Source organism: Gottfriedia acidiceleris, assembly GCF_023115465.1.
GTDB lineage: Bacteria > Bacillota > Bacilli > Bacillales > Bacillaceae_G > Gottfriedia > Gottfriedia acidiceleris_B.
Map to the genome: position 1 here is coordinate 3345577 of NZ_CP096034.1, position 26068 is coordinate 3371644.

A 26068-nucleotide genomic window follows, 5' to 3' on the forward strand; every position below is an offset into this window, starting at 1 on the left:
TTTATGATAGATAAGTCAATATGAAAGGAGGATCTTATGCAACCCGCAGTTAATACAAAGGTTATTAATCAGTCAACAATGTATCAAATTTTATTTGCAATCAGTTTAGGCCATTTATTGAATGATTCTATGCAAGCAGTTGTACCAGCCATATTTCCAATTTTAGAAAAGACAATGAATTTAACTTATACAGAAATTGGATTCATAGCCTTTGCGCTAAATATGACTTCCTCTGTAATGCAACCTGTTTTTGGGATTTTTTCCGATCGAAAGCCTTCACCATTTCTCCTACCGATTGGAATGGCATCTAGTCTATTAGGAATGCTTTCCTTAGCATTTGCACCTAATTTATTTATTGTCTTATTATCAGTTCTATTAATTGGTATAGGTTCTGCCATCTTCCACCCAGAAGGCTCAAAAGTAGCCTTTTTAGCGTCTGGATCAAAAAGAGGACTCTCACAAGCTATCTACCAGGTAGGCGGAAATACTGGGAACTCACTGGCGCCAATCTTTACAGCGCTAATTTTCGTACCACTAGGACAAAAAGGTGCTGCATGGTTTACAATCTTAGCTGCTATAGGAATTTGTGTATTAATTTACGTATCTACATGGTATCGAAATAAACTGAAAGAAAATCCCTTTAAACTAAAAAGTAAAGGTCAGCCTTCAAATGAACCTATCAAAATAACATCAGCTGTCAAATTTGCAATTATACTGCTAGTATTTATTACATTTGCACGTTCGTGGTACTCAGCAGGCATAGGTAATTATTATCAGTTTTACTTAATTAAAAGTTATGGTTTATCGATTAAAAGTACACAGTTATATTTATTTATCTTTATGATTGCAGGCGTAATAGGTACTTTCATAGGCGGAACACTAGCTGATCGTTTCGGAAAACGGAATATGATTTTATTCTCATTAGTTGGTACATTTCCATTAGCCTTACTATTACCTCATATCTCTTTGCTAGCAGTTATTCCGATATTATTTTTAATTGGGATCATTAGTTCAAGTTCCTTTAGTGTAATTGTTGTTTACGCTCAAGAACTTGTTCCCGGAAAGGTTGGTTTAGTCAGTGGATTAATAGTTGGTTTAGCATTTGGAATGGGTGCTTTAGGAGCAGTATTATTAGGTGTAATTGCCGATGCAACTAGCTTAAATTTCGTAATGAATTTATGTAGCTTCTTACCACTATTAGGTTTAGTAGCTTTTATGCTGCCAAATGATCGAAAAAAATCAGCTTAAGAAGGAATTTAATTTCCAAAAAGCTCTATTAAACTTTATTTACATTCCAAAAAGGCTGTCTATGTGACGGCCTTTTGTTTGTAGACAATTTACAAAAACTTAAGTTTTCAGAATGATAAACAAGCAATAATTTCATTGGTTGGTACAACATTTACCTTTTATTTCATTTATGTTCAATGACACATAGGTACTCTCGACTTCTTAAGTTGGGCTTTCTCCATTAAATCTGTTGAGCATACCGAGAAAAATCCTCCCTGATTAATCAGGAAGGATTTTTATTTACACCATATTATTTAACATATAGTTTATATTTCCTCATCCAAGGTCGAAGCGATCTGCATTCATAACCTTAACCCACGCAGCTATAAAGTCACGCACAAACTTCTCCTTGTTATCATCTTGAGCATACACTTCTACTATTGCACGTAGCACTGAATTTGAACCAAACACTAGGTCAACACTAGTTGCAGTACGTACTATCTCACCTGACTTGCGATCACGTCCTTCAAATACGTCTCCGTCTACAGGTGTCCAAGCTATTCCCATATCTAGCAAGTTTACAAAGAAGTCATTAGTAAGTGTACCAACTCGGTCAGTAAATACACCGTGTTGAGTGCCATTATAGTTTGTACCCAGTACGCGCATACCGCCTATAAGTGCAGTCATTTCTGGGGCAGTTAAACCTAACAATTGTGCCTTATCTACTAACAGCTCTGCTGAATTTACACTATACTGTTTCTTTTGATAGTTACGGAATCCATCAGCGATTGGCTCTAGTACTGCAAAGCTTTCTATATCTGTTTGCTCTTGTGTTGCATCACCACGTCCTGGAGTAAATGGAACTTTTACATCAAAACCTGCATTTTGTGCAGCTTTTTCTACCGCGGCACTACCACCAAGTACAATCAAGTCCGCCATGCTGACTTTCTTATGCAGATGGTTTTGAACACTCTCTAATACATTCAGTACCTTTGCAAGTTGTTTAGGCTGATTTACTTCCCAATTCTTCTGTGGATGTAGTCGAATTCGAGCTCCATTAGCACCCCCACGCATATCTGAGCCACGGAAAGTACTTGCTGAAGCCCAAGCCGTATTTACTAACTCGCTAATAGTAAGTTCTGTATCTAAGATCATTAATTTGATTTTTTCAACATCTGTATCTGTTATTTCATATTCTGAAGCAGGTATAGGATCTTGCCAAATTAGAACTTCTTCAGGGACTTCTGGACCTAGATATCTTGATCGAGGACCCATATCCCTATGCGTTAGTTTAAACCACGCACGTGCAAATGCATCAGCAAATTCTTCTGGATTTTCATGGAAACGACGGGATATCTTTTCGTATTCTGGATCAAAACGTAATGCCATATCAGCTGTAGTCATCATTGTTGGTACACGAACGGTTGGATCTTCTGCATCTGGAGCAAGATCCTTCTCTTCAGGATTTACAGCTAGCCACTGATACGCACCTGCTGGACTCTTAGTTAGCCACCATTGATATTTAAACAATAAGTCAAAGTAACCATTATCCCATTTTGTTGGATTCGCAGTCCACGCACCTTCAATACCACTAGTAATAGTGTCTCGACCTTTACCAGTGCCATGTGTGCTTAGCCAGCCTAATCCTTGGGAATGAATCGGAGCTGCTTCTGGTTCTGGACCAACATGAGCAGCATCTCCTGCGCCATGAGCTTTACCAAAGGTATGTCCTCCAGCGATTAGTGCAACTGTTTCTTCATCATTCATTCCCATACGAGCAAAGGTTTCACGTATGTCACGACCACTTGCTACAGGATCTGGATTACCATTTGGTCCTTCTGGGTTAACATAGATAAGACCCATCTGAACTGCAGCCAGCGGATTCTCAAGGTCACGATCACCAGTGTATCGCTTATCCCCTAGCCATTCGGTTTCATTACCCCAGTAGACGTCTTCTTCTGGATGCCAAACGTCTTCACGTCCTCCTCCAAAACCAAATGTTTTTCCGCCCATTGATTCAATAGCAACATTACCTGTTAATATAAATAAATCAGCCCAAGAAATTTTGTTACCATACTTTTGCTTTATTGGCCAAAGCAATCGACGGGCTTTATCGAGATTCCCGTTGTCAGGCCAACTATTAAGTGGAGCAAAACGCTGTGTACCAGTTCCTCCTCCACCACGGCCATCCCCTGTACGATATGTACCTGCTGAGTGCCATGCCATACGTATAAAGAATGGACCATAATGTCCATAATCTGCAGGCCACCAATCTTGACTGTTTGTCATGAGATTGTGAAGATCCTGTTTAAGCGCTTGATAGTCTAACTTTTTAAATGCTTCTGCATAATTAAATTCTTCATCCATAGGGTTAGATTTTCTGTCATTCTGATGTAGAATGTTCAAATTTAACTGATTTGGCCACCAGTCTTTATTTACTGTTCCAGCTGATTTCGGAGTAGTGGTGCTACCGTGATTAAACGGGCACTTTGCGATGTTAGAATTGTCATTCATTTCCATACTTTTTTCCTCCTTAAAAGTAAATAAATAACTAATTATGTATCTTGTATTACTTTTCAAACAAGATATGATTAATTATTATGCAATCATTATATTAAACTATTACATATAATAATAGAAATAACTATCGCAAATATGATTTTATTCAGAACAATGTAAATAATTCATGACATTTACTTATAGCTGAATACTTTGTCCATATTTAGTTCAATTAGAGACATCAACAATTGTTAATACAGTCTCATTTCAAACATGATCCTCCATTGTTTTTATGTAATCGTTCATAAGTATAACCTCGAATATTTTCAATTACTTACTTCTACATTTATTACAAATCGACCTGCTACCTAATTGATTTACCCTTTTTTAATTTTCTTATTTAAAAGATCTTCCATTAAGATGTGTACGAAAATCAAAAATCTACTAAAAAAAAAACGAAAAAAAGCTCTTCGGATGTCGAAGAGCTTTTACACGCTGTTGAAAAACAATCATGTCAATTAAATTACCAAATTTTCGTAGAAGGCGTAGAGTGATGTTGAATTCCACTACAGGGTGCTCGCTTTCCATTGGGCGAGATTCTTTAGCCTTCCCGCTTATCCCATAGGAGTCGATTCCCCCTTTCGTTTCAATCAATTTAGTCAATCAAAAAAAGTCTGCAATAAATACTAGTCAAATAGCCTTTACTTTGAGTAACCTAACTGTATTATATTAATCAGCTTGTAGCTCAATTAAATATTCAACATTAATTAAACTAAACAATTGAATTTGTTTTTAAAGGCTCTGCTAAAGTGGAAGAAGAAAAATTCAAATCGTGGTTTATTGACTACTTCAATTTTGTTACAATTATTTTTGAATTATTAACAAATTAAGATAAACAGTAGAATGAGGTAATCTAGTGACAAATTTTATGTACATATTTTGCTTAATGGTATGGGGGTTAAATTTTATTGCGGTAAAAATTCAAGGAACACCCGTCAGTTTGGAATTATCATTATCATATCGTTTAGTTATGACAGCTTTTTTATTTTTAGTTCTTGTGTGCTTCCTTAAACCCAATGGGAGACCAAGTACAAAAGATTTACCGTTTATTATAGTTTTTGGTGTATGTAACTTTGCATTAAGTTATCTGTGCCTTTATTACGCCACAATTTTGAGCTCTGCTGCCATTGTAACTTTAATCTTTTCGTTAAAAGTGATATTGACTCCGATTGCTCTCCGTGTTTTTTTAAAAGAGAAACTATATTTTCGCGTGTTAATTGGGGGAATTCTAGGAGTATTTGGAGTATGTGTCCTAATCTATCCAAACTTAAATGATTTTCAAGGACTTACTGATTTAAAAGGAATCATGATTGCTTTGTTAGGTACGATTCTAACAGCAGTTGGTGATGCAAGTTCTGCAAGAAATGCTAATAGAAAGATTAACCCTATCTATTCAAATGCTATTGGTTTTACAATTGCTGGTGTTTTAATGGGGGTAATTGTACTGTTCCAAGGAAATAAAATTATACTTCCAACAACAGTTACATATTTATCTGCTTTGCTATATTTAACATTGATTGCTTCTTTTATGGCTTGGCTATTTTATTTAAAACTTGTAGAAAAAATTGGAGGGGCAAAAAGTGGGTATATGGTAGCTCTATTCCCAGTAATTGGAGGGGTTGCTTCTGTTTTAATTGGTGAATCAACTCCATCAATTTATTTGGTAATAGGATGCCTTTCTAGCTGTATTGGAGCTGCAATTGCTTTAGGGGTTAGAATTCGAAGTCAGAATAATAATCTTCCTGTAAATACTAATTAAGAAAAAATTTCCTTATTAAGCTAACGGGTGCGTAGTTGCATACTAGTGTTATTGGAAGAATGAAATTGCTCAAACCTATTTATATTTAAAACCATTAAAAGATCATTCAAAAAATGCTAATTTTATCTTTATTAAATGTTCACTTAAAGTCCGTTTTCCCTATTGATGACTTTATATTTCAACAATCTGAAAAAGCTCTTCGAATGTCGAAGAGCTTTTTACTATTACATACCCCAAATTAATGTCCAAAGAGTACCGAAAACAATTGCTACTGCAATAAATACTGCGTAACCTAAATTGATATATAATACTCCTTTATTTTCATTTTCATTCATATGCATGAAAACAATTAACTGAAGACCGCCTTGTAATAATGCAGTTACAATTAAAATAATAAATGATACATTAAACGGTAAATTTAAATAATAGACACTTAAAGCTATGATTGTTAGAACAAGTGATTGGATGAAGCCAACCACTTGATGCTTAGGGAATAATGCGCTCATCCAATCAGTCCTTTCACGTAAACAAAACTAAAGATAAAGATCCATACTACGTCTAAGAAGTGCCAGTATAATGAATAAATAAATGTTTTGTTTGCTGTAGTTTCAGTAATCCCCTCACGAGAAACTTGAATTAAGATTGCAATCCCCCATAACATACCGAATGATACGTGGGCTCCGTGAGTACCTAATAATACAAATAATGCTGATAAAGCACCACTACTTTGGATTGTTGCACCTTCATGAACATAAGTAAAGAACTCTGTAATTTCTACTCCTAGGAAGACTGCTCCTAAAGCTAGTGTTAATACAAGGAAGCTTATAAAAGCTTTTTTGTGATTTAATTTTATTGCGTTTACGACTAAACCAATCGTAAAACTACTTGTTAATAGGGCAAATGTTTCTATCATTACACCTTTCATCTCAAATAATTCTTTTTGAGTAGGTGCTGAACCAGTGTTATTTGCTAAAGTGAAGTAAACTGCGAACAATGTTCCGAATAATGCAATCTCGGCTCCTAAAAATATCCAGAAGCCTAAAATTTTATTAGAACTCTCTTCACCTAGACTATACAGAGGCCTGCTGCTCATAGTGATCACCTCGTAATTTTTTCTCTGTTTCGATAATTTCTTCTTTATGAATATGGAAGCCATGATCGCGTTGGAAAGAACGTGCGATTAAGCAAAGTGCGATAGGAACTGCAAATACAATCATTGGAACCCACCATTCAAATATTAAGAAGAAACCAAATGCCATAAATGCTGCACCTAAAATGAATGGTATACCACTATTACTTGGCATATGAATATCTGTAATCTCACCTTCAAGTAATGATTTACCTTCTTTTTTAGCTTTCCAGAATGGATCTAAAGAATCAACTTTTGGAATAACTGCGAAATTGTAAGGAGCAATTGGACTGCTTGTAGCCCACTCTAATGTTCTTGCATTCCATGGATCACCAGTTGTTTCTCTTGGTGCGTAACGTACACTGTAATAAATATTGTAAACAAGTAAACAGAATCCGATTGCTAACCCTACAGCTCCAATTGTAGCAATCATATTTAATGGTCCGAAACCTGACTCTGCACTATAAGTATAAGTACGACGAGTCATCCCTTTTAATCCTAATAAGAATAATGGGAAGAATGTTACGTTAAAGCTAACGATAATTGTCCAGAACGTAATCTTACCAATTTTTTCATCTAATTTGAAACCAAATACTTTAGGGAACCAATAGTAGAATCCTGCGATTACCGCAAAAACAGTACCTGGAATTAATACATAATGGAAGTGAGCAACCAAGAACATCGTATTATGATATTGGTAGTCAGCACTTGCCATAGCTAGCATTACACCTGTAACCCCACCGATTGTAAAGATTGGAATAAATGCTAGTGAGTACAACATTGGAACGGTAAATTCGATTTTACCTTTTCTTAAAGTAAACAACCAGTTAAATATTTTAACACCGGTTGGTATACTAATTGCCATTGTTGTAATACTAAAGAAGCCATTTACAACAGAGCCTTGACCCATCGTATAGAAATGGTGAACCCAAACAAGGAAACTTAGAGCAGAAATGGCGATCATACTAACAACCATGCTCTTATATCCGTATAAATTCTTTCTTGAGAAAGTAGCTATAATTTCACTGTATATACCGAATGCTGGAAGAATAACGATGTAAACTTCAGGATGTCCCCAAATCCAGAACAAGTTCGCCCAAAGCATATCATTACCATGTGCCATCGTAAAGAATTGAGTACCAAACTCACGATCGAACATCATTAATGCTAAAGCTACAGTTAATACTGGGAATGCAAATACGATAATAACGTTTGTAATTAAAATACTCCATGTAAACATTGGCAATTTCATTAATTTCAAGCCTGGAGCACGCATTTTTAAAATTGTAACGATAAAGTTAATACCAGTCATTAAAGTACCAAGACCAGCGATTTGAAGCGAAATTGCGTAATAGTTATTCCCAACGCCTGGGCTAAATTCCTTACTAGCTAGTGGGAAGTAAGCTGTCCAACCAGCATCAGGTGATCCACCGATAACAAAGCTTAAGTTTAAAAGCATTGCACCTGCAAAGAATAACCAGAAACTAACTGCATTTAAGTAAGGGAAAGCAACGTCACGTGCTCCGATTTGTAAAGGAATAACGATGTTCATTAATCCAATAATGAAAGGCATCGCCATGAACAGAATCATAATTAAGCCGTGAGTTGTAAAAATTTCATTATAATGTTGTGCATCTAATATTTTTAAATCTGGTCCTGCTAACTGTGCTCTCATTAATAACGCATCTACTCCACCACGGAATAGCATTAATAATGCACACAGAATATACATAACACCGATACGTTTATGGTCAACAGTCGTTAACCATTCTTTCCATAAGTAACCCCATTTTTTAAATTTGGTTAAACCAATTACAATAGCAAGTGATACAACAACGATACTCACCATTGCGCCATAGATCATTGGTTCACCTGTTACAAAAAAGTGATCCCATTTATAACCCATTATTTCATCCCCTCCATATTATCCATGTCATGGTGATCAGATGAATCCTTCATAGAACCATGTTGATGTCCTGCATTTTTTCCTTCTGGAGCTGGTCTAAATCCTAAATGAGTCGAAGTATATGTCTTTCTACCTAAATGCTCAATTTTTAGTAATTTATTAAACTCGTTTTCTGTTAAAGCAGGAGCTGTTTCTTTAACGTCCTTAACCCAGCCATTAAAATCCTTATCATTCATTGCTAGTACTTCAAATTCCATTCCAGCAAAGCCTTTACCATTGAAGTTACTGTTTTTACCAATATAAGAGCCTTCATTGGAAGCAACAAAATTTAATTTAGTTACCATGTCACTCATTGCATATTTTTGTCCACCTAATTGAGGTATCCAAAAACTTGTAATCGGACCAAATGAATAAAGTCGGAATTCAACATTTCTATTTGTTGGAATATTTACATAGTTAACCGTTTCAATTCCTTGTTCAGGATATGAGAAATGCCATTTCCAGTTTGAAGAACTTGCATAAATAACAAGTGGTTTATCATTTTCATGACCTTTTGGTACACTTTCAACCGCATTTGTTGTTTTAACAGTTACTACTGATAAAACTGCAACAATAATAATTGGGATGACAGTCCAAATAATTTCAAGTGTTTTACTTCCCTCTTCATGAGGCGGTTCGTAATCTTTCGGAAGTTTACTAGCACGATATTTATATAGAATAACAATATAAAGAATGTAAACTACTAGTAAAACTCCTAACATCATCAACATCGAGAAGATAATCGTATCCGCTTGCGTTTTAGCAACAGGACCCTTAGGATTAAGAACTGCAATCTTGTCACAAGCACCCATTACTAATGCAACCAGCATGATCATCATGCCCATTAGAAATTTTTTCATTTCGCTCTTCCTTCCTATAACGTAAGTAAAAGTTCAAAATAGTTTTTTTGAATTATTTCTTAGATAAGTATTTTTATAAATTGTCACTAAAATGACAAACAATGTCCACAGTTATAGTAAGATACTTTAATTAAAAAAACAAACAATTAATTTCCATTTTGGAAGGAAAAAAAGAGTGTTCACATTTTAGACATATTTGAAAATATGGTGTTTTCTTTAAAACCTATATACATCAATGGTTTAACATGAATGCTCACTTATTCACAACGTTCACATTTTAGACAAATATTAGATTTTGATTAACTTTTTGTTCACATCTCGAAACTTACATATTAGTAAATTAGTATAATAATTTTTATGGAATTTAACAAAATAATCTGTATTTTCGCACAAAAAAATAACGCAGAATAATCTGCGTCAAAAAAACAGGGTTATTAATTTGGTGAAGAGAAAAACTACTGTCCTAGCACGTTCTTCTCCGCTTTAGGTTTTTGGGGGTTCTAGGGTTGCATTCCACATTTTACTTTTTAATGTGTATACAAACGAAGAACTAAGAAAAACTATGGCTTATTTCTTAAACTTCTATTATTAATCTTAGATTACCAAAAATGAAAATGATTATCAATACCAATTATTGGTTTTTTTATGATCTAAAGAAATAGTCTAAATACCAAATGATCATAATATGTTCATTAAGAATTGTGCAAGTAAAGTTGGATTTTCAATATTAGGAATATGTCCTGCTTTCAAATTATGAATTGTCATCCCTCTTTCTTTTGCACGCTCTACAGATCGAAAAATTCCATAGTAAAATGGATTTTGTTCTTTCTCTGTACAATTAATATAGGAGGTTTTTATATTTTTTAACTCCTTATTTTTGAGGATAAGCGGCGTTTTAAAACATTTTTGAGGATGATCAGTTAGACGATAATCATATCGATCTTCCTCTACTACTGGTACTTTCCATCCTTCACCTTTTGTATCAATCAAACCTTGAAGAAAATTTACTATTTCATCTGGAAACAAATTAACAACTGCTTCACCATCATTTAATAACATCGCATCTAAATAGATAACTTCATCAATTAATTCTGGAATACGATCAACTACTCCTGATGCTACTACACCACCATAGCTATGACCAATCAGAACAATATTATGTAAATTTTCATAATTAATCACATTAACAATGTCATTTATTGCAGTGTTTAAATCTACTTCTTTATTCGCTAAATGAAACCTTTCCCCACAACCAGTCATTGTAGGTGTATATACAGTATGCCCCTCTTTTTCTAATAATATTTTTACCTCTTTCCATGCCCAGCCCCCTGAACTCATTCCGTGACAAATAACGATTGTTTTCATCTATTTCACCTTTTCACATTTTATGATCTTTGTTTTTTACACACAAAGCCAAATAAATATATTCAATGTATAAATAGCAAAACCCTACTTAGAAAAAATTAAACTAATTTAATTTTTAAGTTATAATGGGAGAAAAAAAGGTGGGACATTTATGCCTCAATTATTAATTAAAGGGATTTCTACTGTTGATATTTGCAAAATTAGTAAGTCTTTAATCGAAGAACTAGCAGTGGTTTGTGAATGTGGAACTGATAATTTTACAATTGATTGTCTCCATTCAACTTCAATTTTTAATGGTGAAATTGTAGAAAGCTTTCCATTCATTGAAGTAAAGTGGTTTGAACGTGGAGGTGAAACTAGAGATCGTTTTGCTACTACAATCGAAAAACATATTAACACTTTGAATATTCCCGAATTTGAAATTGCTTTTATTACATATCAAGAAGATTGTTATTATATAAATGGGAATAAATTTTCATAATAATATTTTGAAATAATTTAGGTCAGCGAAGCAGCTGACCTTTTTTTTTTGAAAAATCCATAATTCCGGGACATGTGTACCTATAGGATGATGTCATTTCGGGATATTTCAACTATGTGGACAAATATACAAACTAAAAAAAATGGTCATCTGACTAAGTACATGATTTGTAAGATTGAATATTAGTATATTAATCGGACAAGTAGGAAACAAAAAAATGCTACCGATTAGAGAAAGGTGAAGGAAAATGAATTTTGAAATTGCAATGACAGCGTTTGTTTTCATTATGACAATGTCTGTCATATTCTGGAGACCAAAAGGAATTCATGAAGCATGGCCTGCTTCAATTGGAGCTATAATCATTCTAGTAACTGGAATTGTTAGTCGACACGATTTATATGACATTATAACGAAAATCGGTGGAGCTTCAATAACAATTATAGCAACAATTGTTATGGCTGTTATTTTAGAAAGCTTCGGGTTCTTTCATTGGTCAGCAGCTCGACTAGTTACATTGGCCAAAGGTTCTAGTTATCGATTATATTGGTACATTCAATTACTATGTTTTTTAATGACGTTACTTTTTAATAATGATGGTAGCATCCTAATTACAACACCTATACTAATAATTCTTTTAAAAAATCTACGTTTAAAACCACATCAACAAATACCCTACCTATTATCTGGTGCATTAATTGCAACTGCTTCAAGTGCTCCAATTGGCGTAAGTAATATCGTAAATTTAATAGGTTTAAAAATCGTACACATGCCACTTTATATGCAACCATTAATGATGTTTGTACCTACAATGTTAGGTTTATTATTTATGTCGATTATGATGTATCTCGTACTAAAAAGTAAATTTCCAGAAGTGTTACCAGCTTCAACAAATGATATTGAAGAATCTTTTTTTATTAAAAATTTTCATCCCTTAAAAAGTAAAATTTCTGTTGAAACAAAAAGAAAAAGAACAAAGTTTATGCTTAAAATATTAACTTTTGTATTTGTAATGAGATGTTTACTGTTTGTTGCATCGTTTATTTCAATTCCAATTGAAATTGTTGCAGTACTTGGTTCCCTTATTTTGCTTATATGGAGATGGTACCATTTAAGAACAAATCCCGTAGATATCTTAAAAAAGACACCTTGGCAAATTCTTTTATTTGCATTCTCAATGTATGTAATTATTTACGGACTTCACAATGCTGGTCTAACTGATTTTATTGTAAAAGAAATTGAACCAATCGTAAATCAAGGGCTTTTTAATGCCACTTTGGCAATGGGGGGATTAGTAAGTGTAATGTCAAATCTTTTTAACAATCACCCTGCCCTTATGATTGGCACAATCAGCTTAACTGAAATGGGACTAGATCCAGTGACACTAAAAGCAATCTATCTAGCTAATATAGTTGGTAGTGATATAGGCTCGCTTTTGTTACCTATTGGAACATTAGCATCATTAATTTGGATGCACATTTTAAAAGAAAATAAAATTAAAGTAAAATGGAAAGATTATTTAAGCGTCACCATAATTGTGATCCCATTAACAACAATTATTTCATTAATACTACTATATTATTGGATACAATTATTTTTTGCTTAATTTAAATTTCCCTTTAGGAGGAGATCTACGTGAGTGATGTATCTACATTGCTTGGAGAACAAGTCTCGGTAAGATTATCTGGAGATGTCGTATTTGAAGGAATTCTTACTGATTTAGGACAAGATATTTTAGTGCTTTTTAACGGCATAAAATATTATTATATCCCTTGGATGCATATCCATATGGTATATCAAAATAATGATTTAAAAGAAAAAATAGATAACCCTATTGAACCATCCATTACACAGGAAATGGAGTCAATTTCATATCGTAAAATTTTACTAAATGCTAAAGGAATATTTTCAGAAATCTATGTAACTGGTAATATAACTTTTCATGGTTATATTATGAACGTATTAAATGATTATCTTGTATTTTACTCACCTGTATTTCATACAATGTATATTTCTTTATCACATTTAAAATGGATCACACCATATAACCATAGAGTGGTGCCATATAATTTAACAAATGAGACACTAGCAGTACATCCACCTACTACTCCTTTACACAGGTCTTTAGAAATTCAGCTTAGAAAAGAAATTGGAAAACTTGTTATTTTTGATGGTGGAACAGATCCAATGAAGATTGGGCTTTTAAATAAAGTAGATAATAACCAAATAGAACTTTCCGTAGCGAGTGGACAAAATGTTTACCTAAAACTGGGACATATAAAATCTATACACTTACCTTAGCTGGATTCAACCTTTGATACAAAATGTATTTAAAGGTTTTTTTTTTGAAAAAGCAGCGATTCATACTATACTTTGTTTTATTTTAAAAAAATACACTAAAACTATACTGCGTCTTAAGTAATAAAAGCCCCATGCTATGCTTGGGGCTTTTAATCTTTTAATCTTTTAATCTTTATTTACGTAAATAGAACCATTTCTCGATTTAACATTCAGTTGATGTTCGCCACTTCCAACCATGGCCTTATTTGTATGGTTTTCGTCATTAGTTTTGATTTTCCATCCAATATTACCACTTAAACTACCATCATTTGTTTCCGCATTGATTGTAAGATTGTTATCCTTTAGTAGGTCGATTTGAATTTCTCCATCATCTGAAGAAATTTTACTATTACCATTTAATAATGCTTCCTCAATATTAATTGCACCATTTTTTGTTTTTGCGTTTATTTTTCCTTTATAATCACTTAAGTTAATTTCTCCATCATAAGTGGTTACTTCACTTGTTCCATCTATATTTGCTTGCTCAATCGAAATGCTACCATCTCTTGTAGTAGAATTTAAAAAACCAGAAATATTTTTGATGTTAATTTCACCATCATTCGTTGCAATTTCACTTTCTCGATTTAATTTTGCATTCGATAAGCTGATCGAACCATTTCTAGTTTTTGCAACTAAGTTTCCAGTTACATTCTCAATATTGATTTGACCATCATTTGAATTTATTACTGTTTTATTATCTTTATTTGATAAATTTACAGAGCCATTTTTTACGTTTATATTCGTTAAAATACTTTTAGGTAAATCAATATTTAGTTGGGATCTGTCGTCATGATCAAAGTGGAAAATCTGATTGTCATCATTACGAATCTCGATAATCATTTTATCACCAAGTGTTTTTACTGAATAATAATCAGATATTTTTTCACTCACATCTTTTTTATCACGATCCGGAACTCTTATATTACCATTTACGTTTACCTCACTAGAATCAGTTCCATTTACACTGATTTCACTATTATTAGCTTTAATAATAACTTCATTAATTGATGAAGTTATCGTTTTCGAATCATTTATATCAATATTTCTTGATTTGAATGTATAACCTATTTCTTTGATAAACAGGTGACCAATACTAAATAGTAATGAAACACCCATCATCAATATAAGTAAAAAAATACTAAATCCATGAAATCGAAGTGAGTCTTCTTTTCTTACTATATTGAATAGTAATATTTCAATTCCTAATAAAATACAAGCAACTGGCCATGCATTAATAAGAAGCTTCGAATAAGGAATTGAAATAAAATTTTGTAAAAACCAAAGTAAACCAATTGCAATTAATATAATTCCCGCTGTTATAGTGCCAACCTTCCAATTCCTCATACTTCTTTTTTCGACTTTCCAGTTAATAATTTAATACCGAGTCCAACAAAAACAATACTGATTAGTAAATTTTGTACTAAATTATAGTCTATAAAAATATTGTAATGTCTAGAAATATAATCAGAAGCGTTCTCTAATAAAGATAAGCAACCAAAACCGATTAATACCCAACCAACTAAAAACTTATTAAATTTAAATTGATTATTTACGATTGGCTCATCTACTAATGCAATGTCCTCACGATATTTATTATGATATTGAAGTGCATCAAAGTAACTATAAAATACGATGACTGGTATAAAAAATCCAAAGCTTGAAATTAAATTTGTTAAAAATACTGTACCGAAAAATAACAGCATAAACTGCAATCCTCGACTCATTAATCCTAAATAAAAATGGCCAAGACCAGGTAAGATTGATAATAAATAAACTAATTTTTTACGTTTTTTCAAAATTTGTACCTCCATTATTTTTTATTTCCTTTCAAAATTTTTGGAATTGGAATTGATAATTTAATTTCTTCACTTTTTTCGATTAACGAAGACGTCTGATCAATCGTCTGTACAACGTGACGATTCGAATTTGTAATTCGTTCAGTTAATTGAAATTGAAAGAATAAAAATGTTGCTGCAGCAGCCAGTAGTAAATGGATTAAACGAACTTTTTTTGAATTAGTGTTAGATTTCTTTTCGTTCGTTTCTTCCGTAATCTGTATTAATTCAGTTTGTTTCATTATTTCGTTCACTAGCGCATCTGAAAAATGGAATTCAGGTGGATTCAACCATTCAATGTCTAATTCATTTAGAAGTTCAAGTTCCGCCTGGCATGAGATACATTCATTTAAGTGCTGTTCAAGCAAAAGAGATTCTTTATTTGAAAGCTTCTTTTGTTGATACGATAATAGTTGGTCAGAAGTTAAATGTTTCAAATGATCCCTCCTTTATGCTTGTCTTTAATTAATCGTTTGGCTCGATATAAACGTGATTCTACAGTTTTAACGGCTACATTTAATTTCAAAGCTATTTCCCCATAAGTAAGTTCTTCAAAATAATATAATTTCAATACATCACTATATGCCTGTGGCAATTCAATTAAATATGAATGAATAAGTTCTTTATCAATCGTTTTTAGTAAAGCTTCTTCAGGTGATAAAAAATTCTCCTCTGGTAAAGTAGTAAGTAATTCACTAGTTTCATTTTCCTGTTGTTTTACTTGTTTTCTTTTAAAATCAATTGCTTTATTCATTGTAATTCGATAAATCCATGTGGCCAAGCTAGATTCCCCGTTAAAGTTTTCGAGAGAACGATACAATTGGAGAAAGACTTCTTGCGAAATATCTTCAGCATCCTTTTGATTATTTGACACTTTCAATGCTACTGCAAATACCTTTGATTGGTATCTTACTATTAATTCTTTAAATAGTTGATGATTCCCCTTTACTATATTCCTTACTAATTGTTCATCCGACTCCATTGCATCACCTCTTTTCTTCTTCCATAACTTTAGACGAAGACAAGTTTAAAAACCCTGCAAAAAAAATAAAACTTTTTAAAATAAATTTTTAAACAATCTTTCTTACTCAAATAAATGAAGAATAGTTGATTTTCCACTTTGTTAAAAAATAGTTTGTGAGTAATACTCTTATTTAATTAATAAACAATAAAAAAGCTTGTAAAAACAAGCTTTTAGAGTGTTGAAATATAAAGTCGTCAATAGGGAAAACGGACTTTAAATGAACATTTAATATTGATAAAATTAGCATTTTTCGAATGATCTTTTAATGGTTATAAATGTTAATATGTTTGAGCAATTTCATTATTTCAATAACACTAGTAATGATTTTTTTAGAAGTTAAAAATATTATGGGCTATTTTTAGGAAACAAATTTTATAGTTTTGTTTAATAATTGTTCGATATTAATTGATAAACAAGCTGATTAATATACAACAGTTAGATTACTCTAAGTAAAGGCTATTTGACTAGTATTTATTACAGACTTTTTTGATTGAATAAGTTGATTGGAACGAAAGGGGTGATCGACTCCTATGGGATTAGCGGGAAGGCTAAGACCCCGCAGGCTCGCCGAGGAGGCTAAAGAATCTCGCCCCATGGAAAGCGAGCACCATGTAGTGGAAATCAACATCACTCTACTCCTTTTACGAAAATTTGATAATTAATTGACAAGGTAGTTTTTCAACAGCATGAAAAACTTGTAAAAACAAACTTTTAGAGTGTTGAAATATATAATGATCAAGCTGATATTAATTGAATTTTATTGATAATATAATTCATTTTTTATGATCTAATAATGATTTTAAATGTCATATGTTTGAGCGGTATTATAATAGTACTAACTCTAGTAATTGTTCACTCATGAGAATTTAAAAATTATGTTCAATCATAATTATAAACTAATTAACAAACTGTTACGCTATTCTAAATATAGGATATTAAATTCTATTTTTAAGTAATCAGTATTTTTAAGAATCAGTTGATTGGAACAAAAGGGATGCTACTCCTATGGGATATGCGCCGAATCCTGAGACCCCGCAGGCTTCCCGAGGCGGATAAAGAATCTCGTACCATATAAAGCGATCATCCCCTAGTGGAAATCAACCTCACCCTTCTGCTTTACAAAAATTGGTAATTAATTGACAATTTTTTTTCAACAGAGTGAAGCTTGTAATAACAATCTTTCAATGTTAAGTATGTAGCCAACATTTTAGATTCTATTGAACCTCAGAAATACTTTTTAAATCCTTAATATTTGTTCGCATATGGTTCATTATTTCGTTGTATCTCAATTTGCCATTTTTTAGATTAACATTATTAATTTTTTCCAAAGACATAATTTTAAAATTACGATTATCTCGATAGTAATTATAAGTAGGGAAAAAGCTTGGATTTTTCAATTCAATTTTCACATTTTGATTAGTTAGAGTTTTAACTACATCAATTGTACCCATGCCACCAATTAACTCATAGATTTCATCTTGAGCTGATAGGTAATTTCCTAATGAGTAAAAGACGATTGTTTTATTCCCCGTTTTTCCAGTGATCCATGCCGGCGGTTGCAGAACGTGTGGATGATTACCAATAATAATTTGAACTCCCATATCAGCCAATTGTTTTGCAAGATTCTTTTGGGTATTGTTCGGCATTCTTTCATATTCAATCCCCCAATGCATGGCAACTACTACTACATCTGATACTTTCTTTGCCCTTTCAACATCACTACGTATTTTCGCAAGGTCAATCAAATTTACTAAATAATCTTTTCCTTTAGGTACGGGAATCCCATTTGTACCAAATGTGTAAGCAAGAAATGAAAATCGAATATTATTTTTATTTATTACTCTAATTTGGTCATGATCTGCCTGTGATTTAAAAGCACCTGTATATGGCATATGAATAGCATCCCAATGCGAAATTGCACTTCGTATAATTTTTTCACCTCGATCAAGTGAATGATTATTGGCCAGTGTTACAAAATCAACCCCAGCCCCTTTAATTGCATCTCCAACTTCATATGGACTATTAAACGCTGGATACGTAGATAATCCGAATTGCTTTCCACCAATCATCGTTTCTTGATTCGCTACTAAAATGTCTGGCTTTTCCATCGTTTTTCTAACTTCATCAAACATTTTATTAAAGTTATATACTCCATTTGGAAGCCTAGCATCTTCATATACTTCATTATGAATTAATAGGTCCCCTACGGCACCAACAGTCACTTTTGTAACAATCTGGTTTATTTTTTTTATAGGTTCCTTCTTCTCTTTAATCTGTTCTGTATTTTGTTTATTTTCTTTTACTTTATGTCTCTCTTGATTATTTTTTGTACACCCGCAAAGTAAAGCAAAAAAACAGGTTACTAATATGATAATTATTTTTTTCATCTTTTTCTCTCCAGTTAAAGCTAGGTAAATGGAATGTATGGTATTGGTAAAGCCAAACAATACGGAACATATGTATCCATATTTTTATCCTTATCATCTTTTAACTCTTTTGATCCTTAAACATTGGCCTTTCCGACATTTCTTCTTTTTAGTTATTTCCATTTTTTAACAAAAGGGCACTATATTTTACAGTGTTTATTTTAAAATATCAACTAATATCAATCGTTTACAATACTGGATTTTAAAAATTGAGAATTATTGGACTTTACTAATGTTTAACTATTAAAATAATAACATGTTCAACAATTTTTTGAATTTTAAACAGATTTAATAATGCTTAAAACGTTTTAAAAGATAAGGAGAGAACAATGAATAGATTAGAAAAGTTATTACAATTAAAAAAAGAGATTAGTCACGTCATAATTGGTAAAGAGGATGTCGTTGAAATGATTTTCATCGCTCTTATTAATAATGGACATATTTTACTAGAAAGTGTCCCTGGTACTGGAAAGACACAATTAGCTAAAAGCTTTGCCAAAACAATTAACGGTTTGTTTAAAAGAATTCAATTTACACCGGATTTATTACCTAGTGATGTAACAGGAATTCAATTTTTTCATCCAAAAGAACAAGACTTTCAGCTTCGAATTGGTCCTGTTATGACTAACATTTTATTAGCTGATGAGATTAATCGTGCTACACCTAGAACCCAAGCTAGTTTATTAGAGGTAATGGAAGAACGCCAGGTAACTATTGATGGAGAAACTATTCCGCTTCCAAATCCGTTTATCGTTATAGCAACGCAAAATCCAATTGAATCACAACAAGGTACGTTTCCATTACCTGAAGCACAAATGGATCGATTTTTTATGCAGATTCGTTTGGAATACCCTACATTTGAAGAAGAAAAAAGCATTATGAAGTCATATCGTTCAAATACTCCATATTTGAATTTAAAAAATGTACTAACTCTAGAAGAAATTGATGAAATGAAAGAACAGGTAAAAACCGTTACAATTTCGGAAGAAGTAGAGGATTATATTTTAAATATTATTCATTCAACGAGAAATAACGAAGATATTCAACTCGGCATTAGTCCACGTGGTACATTGGCACTAATGAGAGCTTCACAAGGTAAAGCATATATAAACAATAGATCATTTGTCACACCACAAGATGTGAAGGATGTTGCGATTTATCTCCTTTCACACAGATTAGTCTTGACCCTTGAGGCATCCTTAAAGAAAAATGCTATACAAGTTATTGAATCCGTTTTAAATCAAGTTGAAGTTCCTGTAGAAGCTGGAGCTAGTGAATAAATGACTTGGAATAAAGAAATACATGGTAAAAATTCACTTGATATCCTAACTATTTTTGGGATCATATTTCTAATTATTAATTTCTATCAATCTTCCTATTTATTAATGTTTTTAGGAGGATTTTTAATCATCATTAGTTTAATGAGTCGGTACTATTTAAAACATATTGCAGATCACCTGATTATCGAAAACGACAAGGAGCCCATTCGAGTTTCCGTCGGAGAACAATTTAATTTACCGATTAAGATAACCCAGAATCATTGGTTACCAATTATAAACGCAACAATTCGAATAAAATTAGAACCTATAGTAGATAGTATAAATTTTAAAACTGTTAGTAGCAATTCACATTTGGAACTAATGATCCCAATTCAACTAAAAGGGAACGAAACGATTCAGATTACATTACCACTTTCAGCTACTAAACGTGGAGTTACTAGAATTAAACAAGTAGAATTAAAAATTTCAAACTTTTTCAGTTTAGGATATTTATATTTAACATATAAACCATTTTTACATAAAGAAATTATTATTTATCCAACATTAATTCCTGTACCTCAAATTGAACAAATTTTTTCAACTAACTCATATGGTAGTTTTGTAACAAATACAAGTATGTTTGAAGATTTTCTAGCTCCCATTGGAACAAGAGATTATGTATATTCTGACTCATTTCATCGAATTCACTGGAAAGCTAGTGCTAAAACTCAAGTACTTCAAACGAAAGTTTATGAACGAACTGCTGACTATTCAATTACATTTATTTTAAATTTACGAGATACTCATCATGATAATTTTAGATTAAGTATAATTGAAAACATCGAATCAATTGCTAGTAATATTGCCTATATCGTCAAATACGCTGCCATAAAAAATATTAATTATGAAATATTCTTAAACTTGAACATGGAAAGTGGGGTTCCTGTTTATCATTTACCGATTGGTGGAGGTAAATCTCAACTAAGTAAAACTTATGATATCCTTGCCCGAATTAATGGCGCAAGAATGACTCAGCCAATTGATCGATTACTTCATTACGTAGAAAAGCAACAACGAAAATCTCCTGTTGTTATTTTATGTGGCCCGTTCGGTAAGCATGGTGATCGATATATCGCTCAAATGCGAAAACGTGGTCAAAGCATCTATTATCTACAAGATGATTTAGAAAGTCCAACACTTGTTCCATTTGGACAACATTAAGTCGAAAGGATCATGAAATGATTTTACGTTTACTTTCTACATACTTTTTTTCATTAGAATATCTTTTACTCTATTTAATCATTATTTTTATATACGAATCAAAAAATCAACTGCCACCTACTTTGGCAATCATTTGTATTTTTTTGATTGGAAATCTATTTTTACTTTACTCATTACGAAAATCTCAAGTACCACGAGTTATTCTGTTTCTAGCAGCCATTATTTCTGGGGGAATCAGTTATACTCTTGGCTTAAATTCAGTTACATCTATTTTATGTGCTTGTTTTATCTATTTACGACTTGAAGCTTTTCTTAAGGACACTTCGTTATGGATCGAAGAACGAAATAAATTACAAATCATTTTTTATTTAACGAGTTTGATAGTCCTTTTTTTTGGCTGGACTTCACATTACTCTCATATGAACTTGATATTATGGATAATAATTATTTTTACAATTTTATTTAGTTTAGGTAGATATTTTCAGCAAGCAGTCACTACACAAACCATTAGAAACTATCGAGGAATTATAGGAACAATTAGTATAGCAGCCCTTCTTACTAGTACCATATCGTTCATATTACCGGTCTTAAAGTGGGGGATCTTTAAATTACTGAACGTTTTATTTAGTGCAGTTGGTTTTTTAGGAACTCCTTTATTTAACTATGTAGATCGCATCACTATAAAAGAGAAAAAAATCAAGCTAGGCCGAAATTCAAGTGCTGAAGATAAACTTCCACAAAATATACGTAATCACCATTATATATTAGAATCGACTCCTACTTGGGTATGGTTATTATTATTAATGATCGTTTTAATCGTCATTTGGCTAGTCATCAGAAAACTTACTTATATACGTAATGAAAAACATACTGTCAAACAAGAAAATTGCATCGAATATAATGCAATACCAGAACACATGAGGAAAAAAAGACGCTTTTTTAAACACTCTGCCCCAACAGATCAAATCAGAAAACTAATCTTCCAACTCCAAAAATTTGCAACCAAATATAAGATGGGGCGACACCAAAATGAAACATTAAAAGAGTGGTTGGTGCGAATACAAATACCGCATGAAGATGAACTAATTGATGCATATAACTCCATTCGCTATGGTAAAGGTGAGATAAAGGATATTGAAAAATTTGAAGAACAAGTGAATAGAATCAAAGATAAGATTAAAAGCAAGCATAAGGAAGAAGATTAAGAACGAAGAAAAACCCAAAACCTTGTACTTAGGTTTGGGTTTTCATGTTGTTGAAAATGTTGAGATTACGAATAAATCTGTGTAGCTGCAATTAAATATGCTATTTCTGCAATTAAATCTATTCATACATGTAGCCTTGGAACTATATATCGAAATTTCAACGTTTGATCAACAAAGAACACCATTTCGAGTACTTAATAATGAGAAATGATGATCCATACTTACTCATAAGGCTCTTGAATCATACGAAAAAAACACAAACCTTAAACTTAAGTTTGTGTCCTCTCCATACCCTTGTATTTAATTCTTAATATAAACCTTCGTACTGATTGTATATTTTTCAATATTTTGCATGTGTGGGTCGTATCCGATACCTGGTTTGGTTGGTACGGTAATCATTCCATTTTCTACGGTTACTTCTGGTTCGATAATATCTTCTGCCCAGTATAATGCAGATGCCGCTGTGTCTCCAGGTAAAATGAAATTAGGTAATGAAGTGATTGCAATATTATGGGCTCTTCCTATTCCTGATTCAAGCATTCCACCACACCATAATGGAATTCCATTTTCCTGGCATAGATCATGTATTTTTCTTGATTGAGTAAGTCCTCCAACTCGACCAATTTTAATATTAATAATTTTGCAACTTCCTAGTTTTATTGCTTTTCTAGCATCTTCTAGTGAGTGAATACTCTCGTCTAAGCAGATCGGAGTTTTCATTCTTTCTTGTAAGTCTGCGTGATCGATAATATCGTTGTATGCAAGTGGTTGTTCGATCATCATTAAATTATAATCATCTAATGCAATTAATTGGTCCATATCAGATAAAGTGTATGCTGAGTTTGCATCCGCCATTAAAGGAATAGTTGGATAAACTTTTCGTACTTTATCGATCAGTTCAATATCCCAGCCTGGTTTGATTTTTAATTTAAATCTTTTATAGCCTTCTGCAAGTCGATTTTCGATAATTTTAATTGTTGAATCGATTGAATCTTGAATCCCAATACTTACTCCTACTTCAATTTCCTTTTTCGTTCCACCTAACGCAGTTGAAAGTGAGATATTTTCTTGTTTAGCATAAAGATCCCAAATTGCGCCTTCTATGGCAGCTTTGGCCATATAGTTCCCACGAATATGTGAGAAATACTTTTCGGAAATTTCGTCTGGATGATTAATTTTATTATTTAACACGATTGGAATTAAATAATCTTCTAGAATATGCCAATTTGTTTTTAAAGTTTCTTCATTATAAAGCGGATCAAGCATAGCAACAGATTCAGCCCAACCTGATATTCCATCTTCACTTATCGCTTCTAATAGAATAAATTCACGGTCATATTCAGTACCAAAGCTTGTTGTAAATGGATGCAATAAATCTAGCTTCATATGGCGTAATATTACTTTTTTAATTTTCATTTCCGAACTCTCCTTTATATTTCTTTTCTATTTGTTCATTACATAAAAATGAACTGGCATTTCCGAGTCTGAATTCTTATAAAATCCAGTAACTTTCCATCCGCTTTGAAATAATTTTTTAAAGGACTCTCTAGTAAGCATTCGCCACTGGCTTGCAATTTTAATATTCTTTTCTCTAATTGTTCGGAAATCTTTTGGTACCGCAACAAAGGCTAAATCGTTAAGCACATCAATATCGTTTTGAATCGGTATGGGTATTCCTTCATTGCTTTCTTCCCATTTAATAAGTGAATTATTAATTGCTTCATCTAATTCATAAGGTCTTAAATTCTCCTCTTCCTCTTCCCCTTTTGCAATATACCATTCAACTAGAAAACGGTCAGATGGAATTCCGCTATTTAATAAGTCTTCCATTTCTCCATAGCAGTTTTCAATATACGTATTACAAACTCCGCCTAACTTAGAAATATTTAAATATCCATTTGCTGTTTCTAATGGATCATAAGTCCAAGTAATCAGTTTATAGCCCAGTTTAAGAGCTTCTTCTCGCTGGGCAATTTTAAGCAGTTTTCCAATCCCTTTATTACGAAACGCTTGATCAATTCCAAGCATATGGGAACAAAGATAAACAGTTGAACCATCATAACCAGGAAAACTATATTGAAAACCAATTATTTTATCGTCAAAATATGCACCTAATACTAATCCGCCATTTTTTGCAGCTGTAATTGTTTGATGGGTAGGAATTGAATCCTCAAAACCCCAAATTTTAGATTCTAGTTCTCGTACCTGCCCCATTTCTTCAATGGAATGTAGTGCACGGATCTTAATTCCTGTATTAACTTCAGATTGATTCAGTTTGTTTAGCATTTGCCTCACCTCTTAATTGTTCTTGTTCTGATGCTAATAAAACTGTTTGAGTTAAAATTTTCGCTCCATAATGAAGTGCTTCTAAATTAAAACTCATATGAGGATGATGTAACCCCGGAGTTAATCCACATCCTAAACCGAGCATAGTAGCCGCAATTTGAGGATATCTATTGGTATAGAAATGGAAGTCCTCCCCACCATTTGAAATGCATTCAGGCACAACGTTTTCATGCCCGATTATTTCTACGATGGCTCTCTCAGTAATTTTTATAGCCTGCTCGTTTTGTACGGCCGCTGGAACAAACTCTTCCATAGACCACGAAATCTTAGCTTTTGTTTCAATCATCGTTTCCTCAAACACCTCTACTGTGCGGGCGTTTAATTGATTCATAATATCATTTGTTTGCGCTCTAACATCAAGCGAAAACTTTACTGTTTCTGGTATCGTATTTGATGCTTCATTTTCAGTTTGAATTTGAGTCATTTTTATTGAATGGGGGATATCTGTATTTAAATTTATTTGCTTTAATTTATTGACTATTTCAGCAGCTACTTCAATCGCATTAATACCATCTTGTGGTCTAGATGCGTGTGCCTGAATTCCTCGAATTGTACCTTTAATCGTTTCAGCAGACCCATGTATGATCACTGGAGATGCCTTTTGAAAAGGTATTTCTCTTTCTGGTCTTAAGTGTACGCCAAACAATGAAATGACATTGTCTAATGCACCATCTTCCATCATTTGAAGGGCTCCTTCACCCTTTTCCTCGGCTGGCTGGAAGATAAATCGAATCGTATGCTTAGGCTTTATACCACTTGCAGAAATCGCCAACGCTGCATATAAAACCATCGTACTATGAGCATCATGACCACATGAGTGGTTTGCCATTACAACACCATCAACTTCTTGAACTAGTGCATCCATATCAGCTCTTAGGGCAACAACTGTATCATTTTGACCCTTAATTTCTGCAATAAATCCAAAATGATTTCTAAACGTTTTGATCTCAACTTCTGTATCATTTAGACGTTCTCTTAAATACTTTGCTGTTTTTTCTTCATGCCAACTAGGCTCAGCTAACTTATGTAAATCCTGATAAGTTTTTAAAATAGTTTCTTTATTATGATCTAGAAAAGATTGTGGATTCAT

The 26068-nt window shown here is 32.7% G+C and carries 22 protein-coding genes; 8 read left to right on the forward strand and 14 right to left on the reverse strand.

Annotated elements, in window-relative coordinates; genetic code table 11:
• Positions 1–36 precede the first annotated feature (36 nt).
• Complete coding sequence (locus MY490_RS15975) at positions 37–1248, forward strand: MFS transporter (RefSeq protein ID WP_248266567.1); 1212 nt, start codon at positions 37–39, stop codon at positions 1246–1248.
• Between the two features lie 315 nt (positions 1249–1563).
• Here MY490_RS15975 and katG read toward each other — a convergent pair whose 3' ends face one another.
• Positions 1564–3747: a catalase/peroxidase HPI gene (gene katG / locus MY490_RS15980; protein WP_248266568.1), complete on the reverse strand. Its 2184-nt coding sequence runs from the start codon at positions 3745–3747 to the stop codon at positions 1564–1566.
• A gap of 895 nt (positions 3748–4642) precedes the next feature.
• Here katG and MY490_RS15985 point away from each other — a divergent pair.
• A complete protein-coding gene (locus tag MY490_RS15985; RefSeq protein ID WP_248266569.1) occupies positions 4643–5545 on the forward strand; it encodes a DMT family transporter in 903 nt (300 codons plus the stop codon).
• Between the two features lie 224 nt (positions 5546–5769).
• On the opposite strand, the gene qoxD is transcribed toward MY490_RS15985, so the two are convergent.
• From qoxD to MY490_RS16010, 5 genes are all read right to left on the reverse strand, one after another.
• Positions 5770–6051 carry a cytochrome aa3 quinol oxidase subunit IV gene (gene qoxD, locus MY490_RS15990; RefSeq protein ID WP_069035468.1) on the reverse strand — a complete coding sequence of 94 codons (282 nt, stop codon included), beginning with the start codon at positions 6049–6051 and terminating at the stop codon, positions 5770–5772.
• The gene (locus MY490_RS15995) at positions 6048–6638 is read right to left on the reverse strand and encodes a cytochrome c oxidase subunit 3 (RefSeq protein WP_025672298.1); all 591 of its coding nucleotides are present in this window, start codon (positions 6636–6638) and stop codon (positions 6048–6050) included. The genes qoxD and MY490_RS15995 overlap by 4 nt, the downstream gene beginning before the upstream one ends.
• Positions 6616–8580, reverse strand: a complete 1965-nt coding sequence (gene qoxB, locus MY490_RS16000; protein ID WP_069035467.1) for a cytochrome aa3 quinol oxidase subunit I — start codon at positions 8578–8580, stop codon at positions 6616–6618. The genes MY490_RS15995 and qoxB overlap by 23 nt, the downstream gene beginning before the upstream one ends.
• Positions 8580–9479: a cytochrome aa3 quinol oxidase subunit II gene (gene qoxA / locus MY490_RS16005; RefSeq protein ID WP_248266570.1), complete on the reverse strand. Its 900-nt coding sequence runs from the start codon at positions 9477–9479 to the stop codon at positions 8580–8582. The genes qoxB and qoxA overlap by 1 nt, the downstream gene beginning before the upstream one ends.
• 678 nt (positions 9480–10157) lie before the next feature.
• Positions 10158–10844: an alpha/beta fold hydrolase gene (locus MY490_RS16010; protein WP_248266571.1), complete on the reverse strand. Its 687-nt coding sequence runs from the start codon at positions 10842–10844 to the stop codon at positions 10158–10160.
• A gap of 151 nt (positions 10845–10995) precedes the next feature.
• On the opposite strand from MY490_RS16010, the gene MY490_RS16015 reads away from it, so the two are divergent.
• From MY490_RS16015 to MY490_RS16025, 3 genes are all read left to right on the forward strand, one after another.
• Complete coding sequence (locus tag MY490_RS16015; protein ID WP_248266572.1) at positions 10996–11325, forward strand: DUF1904 family protein; 330 nt, start codon at positions 10996–10998, stop codon at positions 11323–11325.
• A 247-nt stretch (positions 11326–11572) separates the two neighbouring features.
• The gene (locus MY490_RS16020; RefSeq protein ID WP_248266573.1) at positions 11573–12928 is read left to right on the forward strand and encodes an arsenic transporter; all 1356 of its coding nucleotides are present in this window, start codon (positions 11573–11575) and stop codon (positions 12926–12928) included.
• 29 nt (positions 12929–12957) lie between these two features.
• Positions 12958–13623 (forward strand): DUF2642 domain-containing protein, encoded by a 666-nt coding sequence (locus MY490_RS16025; protein ID WP_248266574.1) that lies wholly within the window; start codon positions 12958–12960, stop codon positions 13621–13623.
• Positions 13624–13788: 165 nt separating this feature from the next.
• Here MY490_RS16025 and MY490_RS16030 read toward each other — a convergent pair whose 3' ends face one another.
• The 5 genes from MY490_RS16030 to MY490_RS16050 all read right to left on the reverse strand — a co-directional run bounded on the left by MY490_RS16030 (position 13789) and on the right by MY490_RS16050 (position 18908).
• On the reverse strand, positions 13789–15006 hold the full coding sequence (locus tag MY490_RS16030; protein WP_248266575.1) for a DUF4097 family beta strand repeat-containing protein: 1218 nt from the start codon (positions 15004–15006) through the stop codon (positions 13789–13791).
• On the reverse strand, positions 15003–15458 hold the full coding sequence (locus MY490_RS16035; RefSeq protein ID WP_248266576.1) for a hypothetical protein: 456 nt from the start codon (positions 15456–15458) through the stop codon (positions 15003–15005). The genes MY490_RS16030 and MY490_RS16035 overlap by 4 nt, the downstream gene beginning before the upstream one ends.
• A 14-nt stretch (positions 15459–15472) precedes the next feature.
• The gene (locus tag MY490_RS16040; RefSeq protein WP_248266577.1) at positions 15473–15934 is read right to left on the reverse strand and encodes a hypothetical protein; all 462 of its coding nucleotides are present in this window, start codon (positions 15932–15934) and stop codon (positions 15473–15475) included.
• Positions 15931–16479, reverse strand: coding sequence for an RNA polymerase sigma factor (locus MY490_RS16045; RefSeq protein WP_248266578.1), 549 nt, complete (start codon positions 16477–16479; stop codon positions 15931–15933). The genes MY490_RS16040 and MY490_RS16045 overlap by 4 nt, the downstream gene beginning before the upstream one ends.
• A 1256-nt stretch (positions 16480–17735) precedes the next feature.
• A complete protein-coding gene (locus MY490_RS16050) occupies positions 17736–18908 on the reverse strand; it encodes a CapA family protein (protein ID WP_248266579.1) in 1173 nt (390 codons plus the stop codon).
• Between the two features lie 368 nt (positions 18909–19276).
• Between MY490_RS16050 and MY490_RS16055 the strand changes: the two genes are divergently transcribed.
• Genes MY490_RS16055 through MY490_RS16065 form a run of 3 tightly spaced genes read left to right on the forward strand, consistent with a single transcriptional unit; the run spans position 19277 to position 22632 of the window.
• The gene (locus MY490_RS16055; protein ID WP_248266580.1) at positions 19277–20227 is read left to right on the forward strand and encodes an AAA family ATPase; all 951 of its coding nucleotides are present in this window, start codon (positions 19277–19279) and stop codon (positions 20225–20227) included.
• Entirely contained in the window at positions 20228–21427 is a 1200-nt protein-coding gene (locus MY490_RS16060; RefSeq protein ID WP_248266581.1) for a DUF58 domain-containing protein, read from the forward strand. It begins immediately after the preceding gene.
• Positions 21428–21444: 17 nt separating this feature from the next.
• Positions 21445–22632: a hypothetical protein gene (locus MY490_RS16065; protein WP_248266582.1), complete on the forward strand. Its 1188-nt coding sequence runs from the start codon at positions 21445–21447 to the stop codon at positions 22630–22632.
• Between the two features lie 300 nt (positions 22633–22932).
• Here the strand turns inward: MY490_RS16065 and menC are convergent, their stop codons facing one another.
• Genes menC through MY490_RS16080 form a run of 3 tightly spaced genes read right to left on the reverse strand, consistent with a single transcriptional unit; the run spans position 22933 to position 26068 of the window.
• Positions 22933–24048, reverse strand: coding sequence for an o-succinylbenzoate synthase (gene menC, locus MY490_RS16070; protein WP_248266583.1), 1116 nt, complete (start codon positions 24046–24048; stop codon positions 22933–22935).
• Positions 24049–24075: 27 nt separating this feature from the next.
• Complete coding sequence (locus MY490_RS16075; protein WP_248266584.1) at positions 24076–24918, reverse strand: GNAT family N-acetyltransferase; 843 nt, start codon at positions 24916–24918, stop codon at positions 24076–24078.
• A complete protein-coding gene (locus MY490_RS16080) occupies positions 24893–26068 on the reverse strand; it encodes an amidohydrolase (protein ID WP_248266585.1) in 1176 nt (391 codons plus the stop codon). Before MY490_RS16080 ends, MY490_RS16075 begins: the two co-directional genes overlap by 26 nt.

Excerpts from the sequence above, each read along its gene's own strand:
- MY490_RS15975 (WP_248266567.1), top strand. The coding sequence starts at position 37 with ATGCAACCCGCAGTTAATACAAAGGTTATTAATCAGTCAACAATGTAT.
- katG (WP_248266568.1), bottom strand. The coding sequence starts at position 3,747 with ATGGAAATGAATGACAATTCTAACATCGCAAAGTGCCCGTTTAATCAC.
- qoxD (WP_069035468.1), bottom strand. The coding sequence starts at position 6,051 with ATGAGCGCATTATTCCCTAAGCATCAAGTGGTTGGCTTCATCCAATCA.
- MY490_RS15995 (WP_025672298.1), bottom strand. The coding sequence starts at position 6,638 with ATGAGCAGCAGGCCTCTGTATAGTCTAGGTGAAGAGAGTTCTAATAAA.
- qoxB (WP_069035467.1), bottom strand. The coding sequence starts at position 8,580 with ATGGGTTATAAATGGGATCACTTTTTTGTAACAGGTGAACCAATGATC.
- qoxA (WP_248266570.1), bottom strand. The coding sequence starts at position 9,479 with ATGAAAAAATTTCTAATGGGCATGATGATCATGCTGGTTGCATTAGTA.
- MY490_RS16010 (WP_248266571.1), bottom strand. The coding sequence starts at position 10,844 with ATGAAAACAATCGTTATTTGTCACGGAATGAGTTCAGGGGGCTGGGCA.
- MY490_RS16015 (WP_248266572.1), top strand. The coding sequence starts at position 10,996 with ATGCCTCAATTATTAATTAAAGGGATTTCTACTGTTGATATTTGCAAA.
- MY490_RS16020 (WP_248266573.1), top strand. The coding sequence starts at position 11,573 with ATGAATTTTGAAATTGCAATGACAGCGTTTGTTTTCATTATGACAATG.
- MY490_RS16030 (WP_248266575.1), bottom strand. The coding sequence starts at position 15,006 with ATGAGGAATTGGAAGGTTGGCACTATAACAGCGGGAATTATATTAATT.
- MY490_RS16045 (WP_248266578.1), bottom strand. The coding sequence starts at position 16,479 with ATGGAGTCGGATGAACAATTAGTAAGGAATATAGTAAAGGGGAATCAT.
- MY490_RS16050 (WP_248266579.1), bottom strand. The coding sequence starts at position 18,908 with ATGAAAAAAATAATTATCATATTAGTAACCTGTTTTTTTGCTTTACTT.
- MY490_RS16055 (WP_248266580.1), top strand. The coding sequence starts at position 19,277 with ATGAATAGATTAGAAAAGTTATTACAATTAAAAAAAGAGATTAGTCAC.
- MY490_RS16060 (WP_248266581.1), top strand. The coding sequence starts at position 20,228 with ATGACTTGGAATAAAGAAATACATGGTAAAAATTCACTTGATATCCTA.
- MY490_RS16065 (WP_248266582.1), top strand. The coding sequence starts at position 21,445 with ATGATTTTACGTTTACTTTCTACATACTTTTTTTCATTAGAATATCTT.
- menC (WP_248266583.1), bottom strand. The coding sequence starts at position 24,048 with ATGAAAATTAAAAAAGTAATATTACGCCATATGAAGCTAGATTTATTG.
- MY490_RS16075 (WP_248266584.1), bottom strand. The coding sequence starts at position 24,918 with ATGCTAAACAAACTGAATCAATCTGAAGTTAATACAGGAATTAAGATC.
- MY490_RS16080 (WP_248266585.1), bottom strand. The coding sequence starts at position 26,068 with ATGAATCCACAATCTTTTCTAGATCATAATAAAGAAACTATTTTAAAA.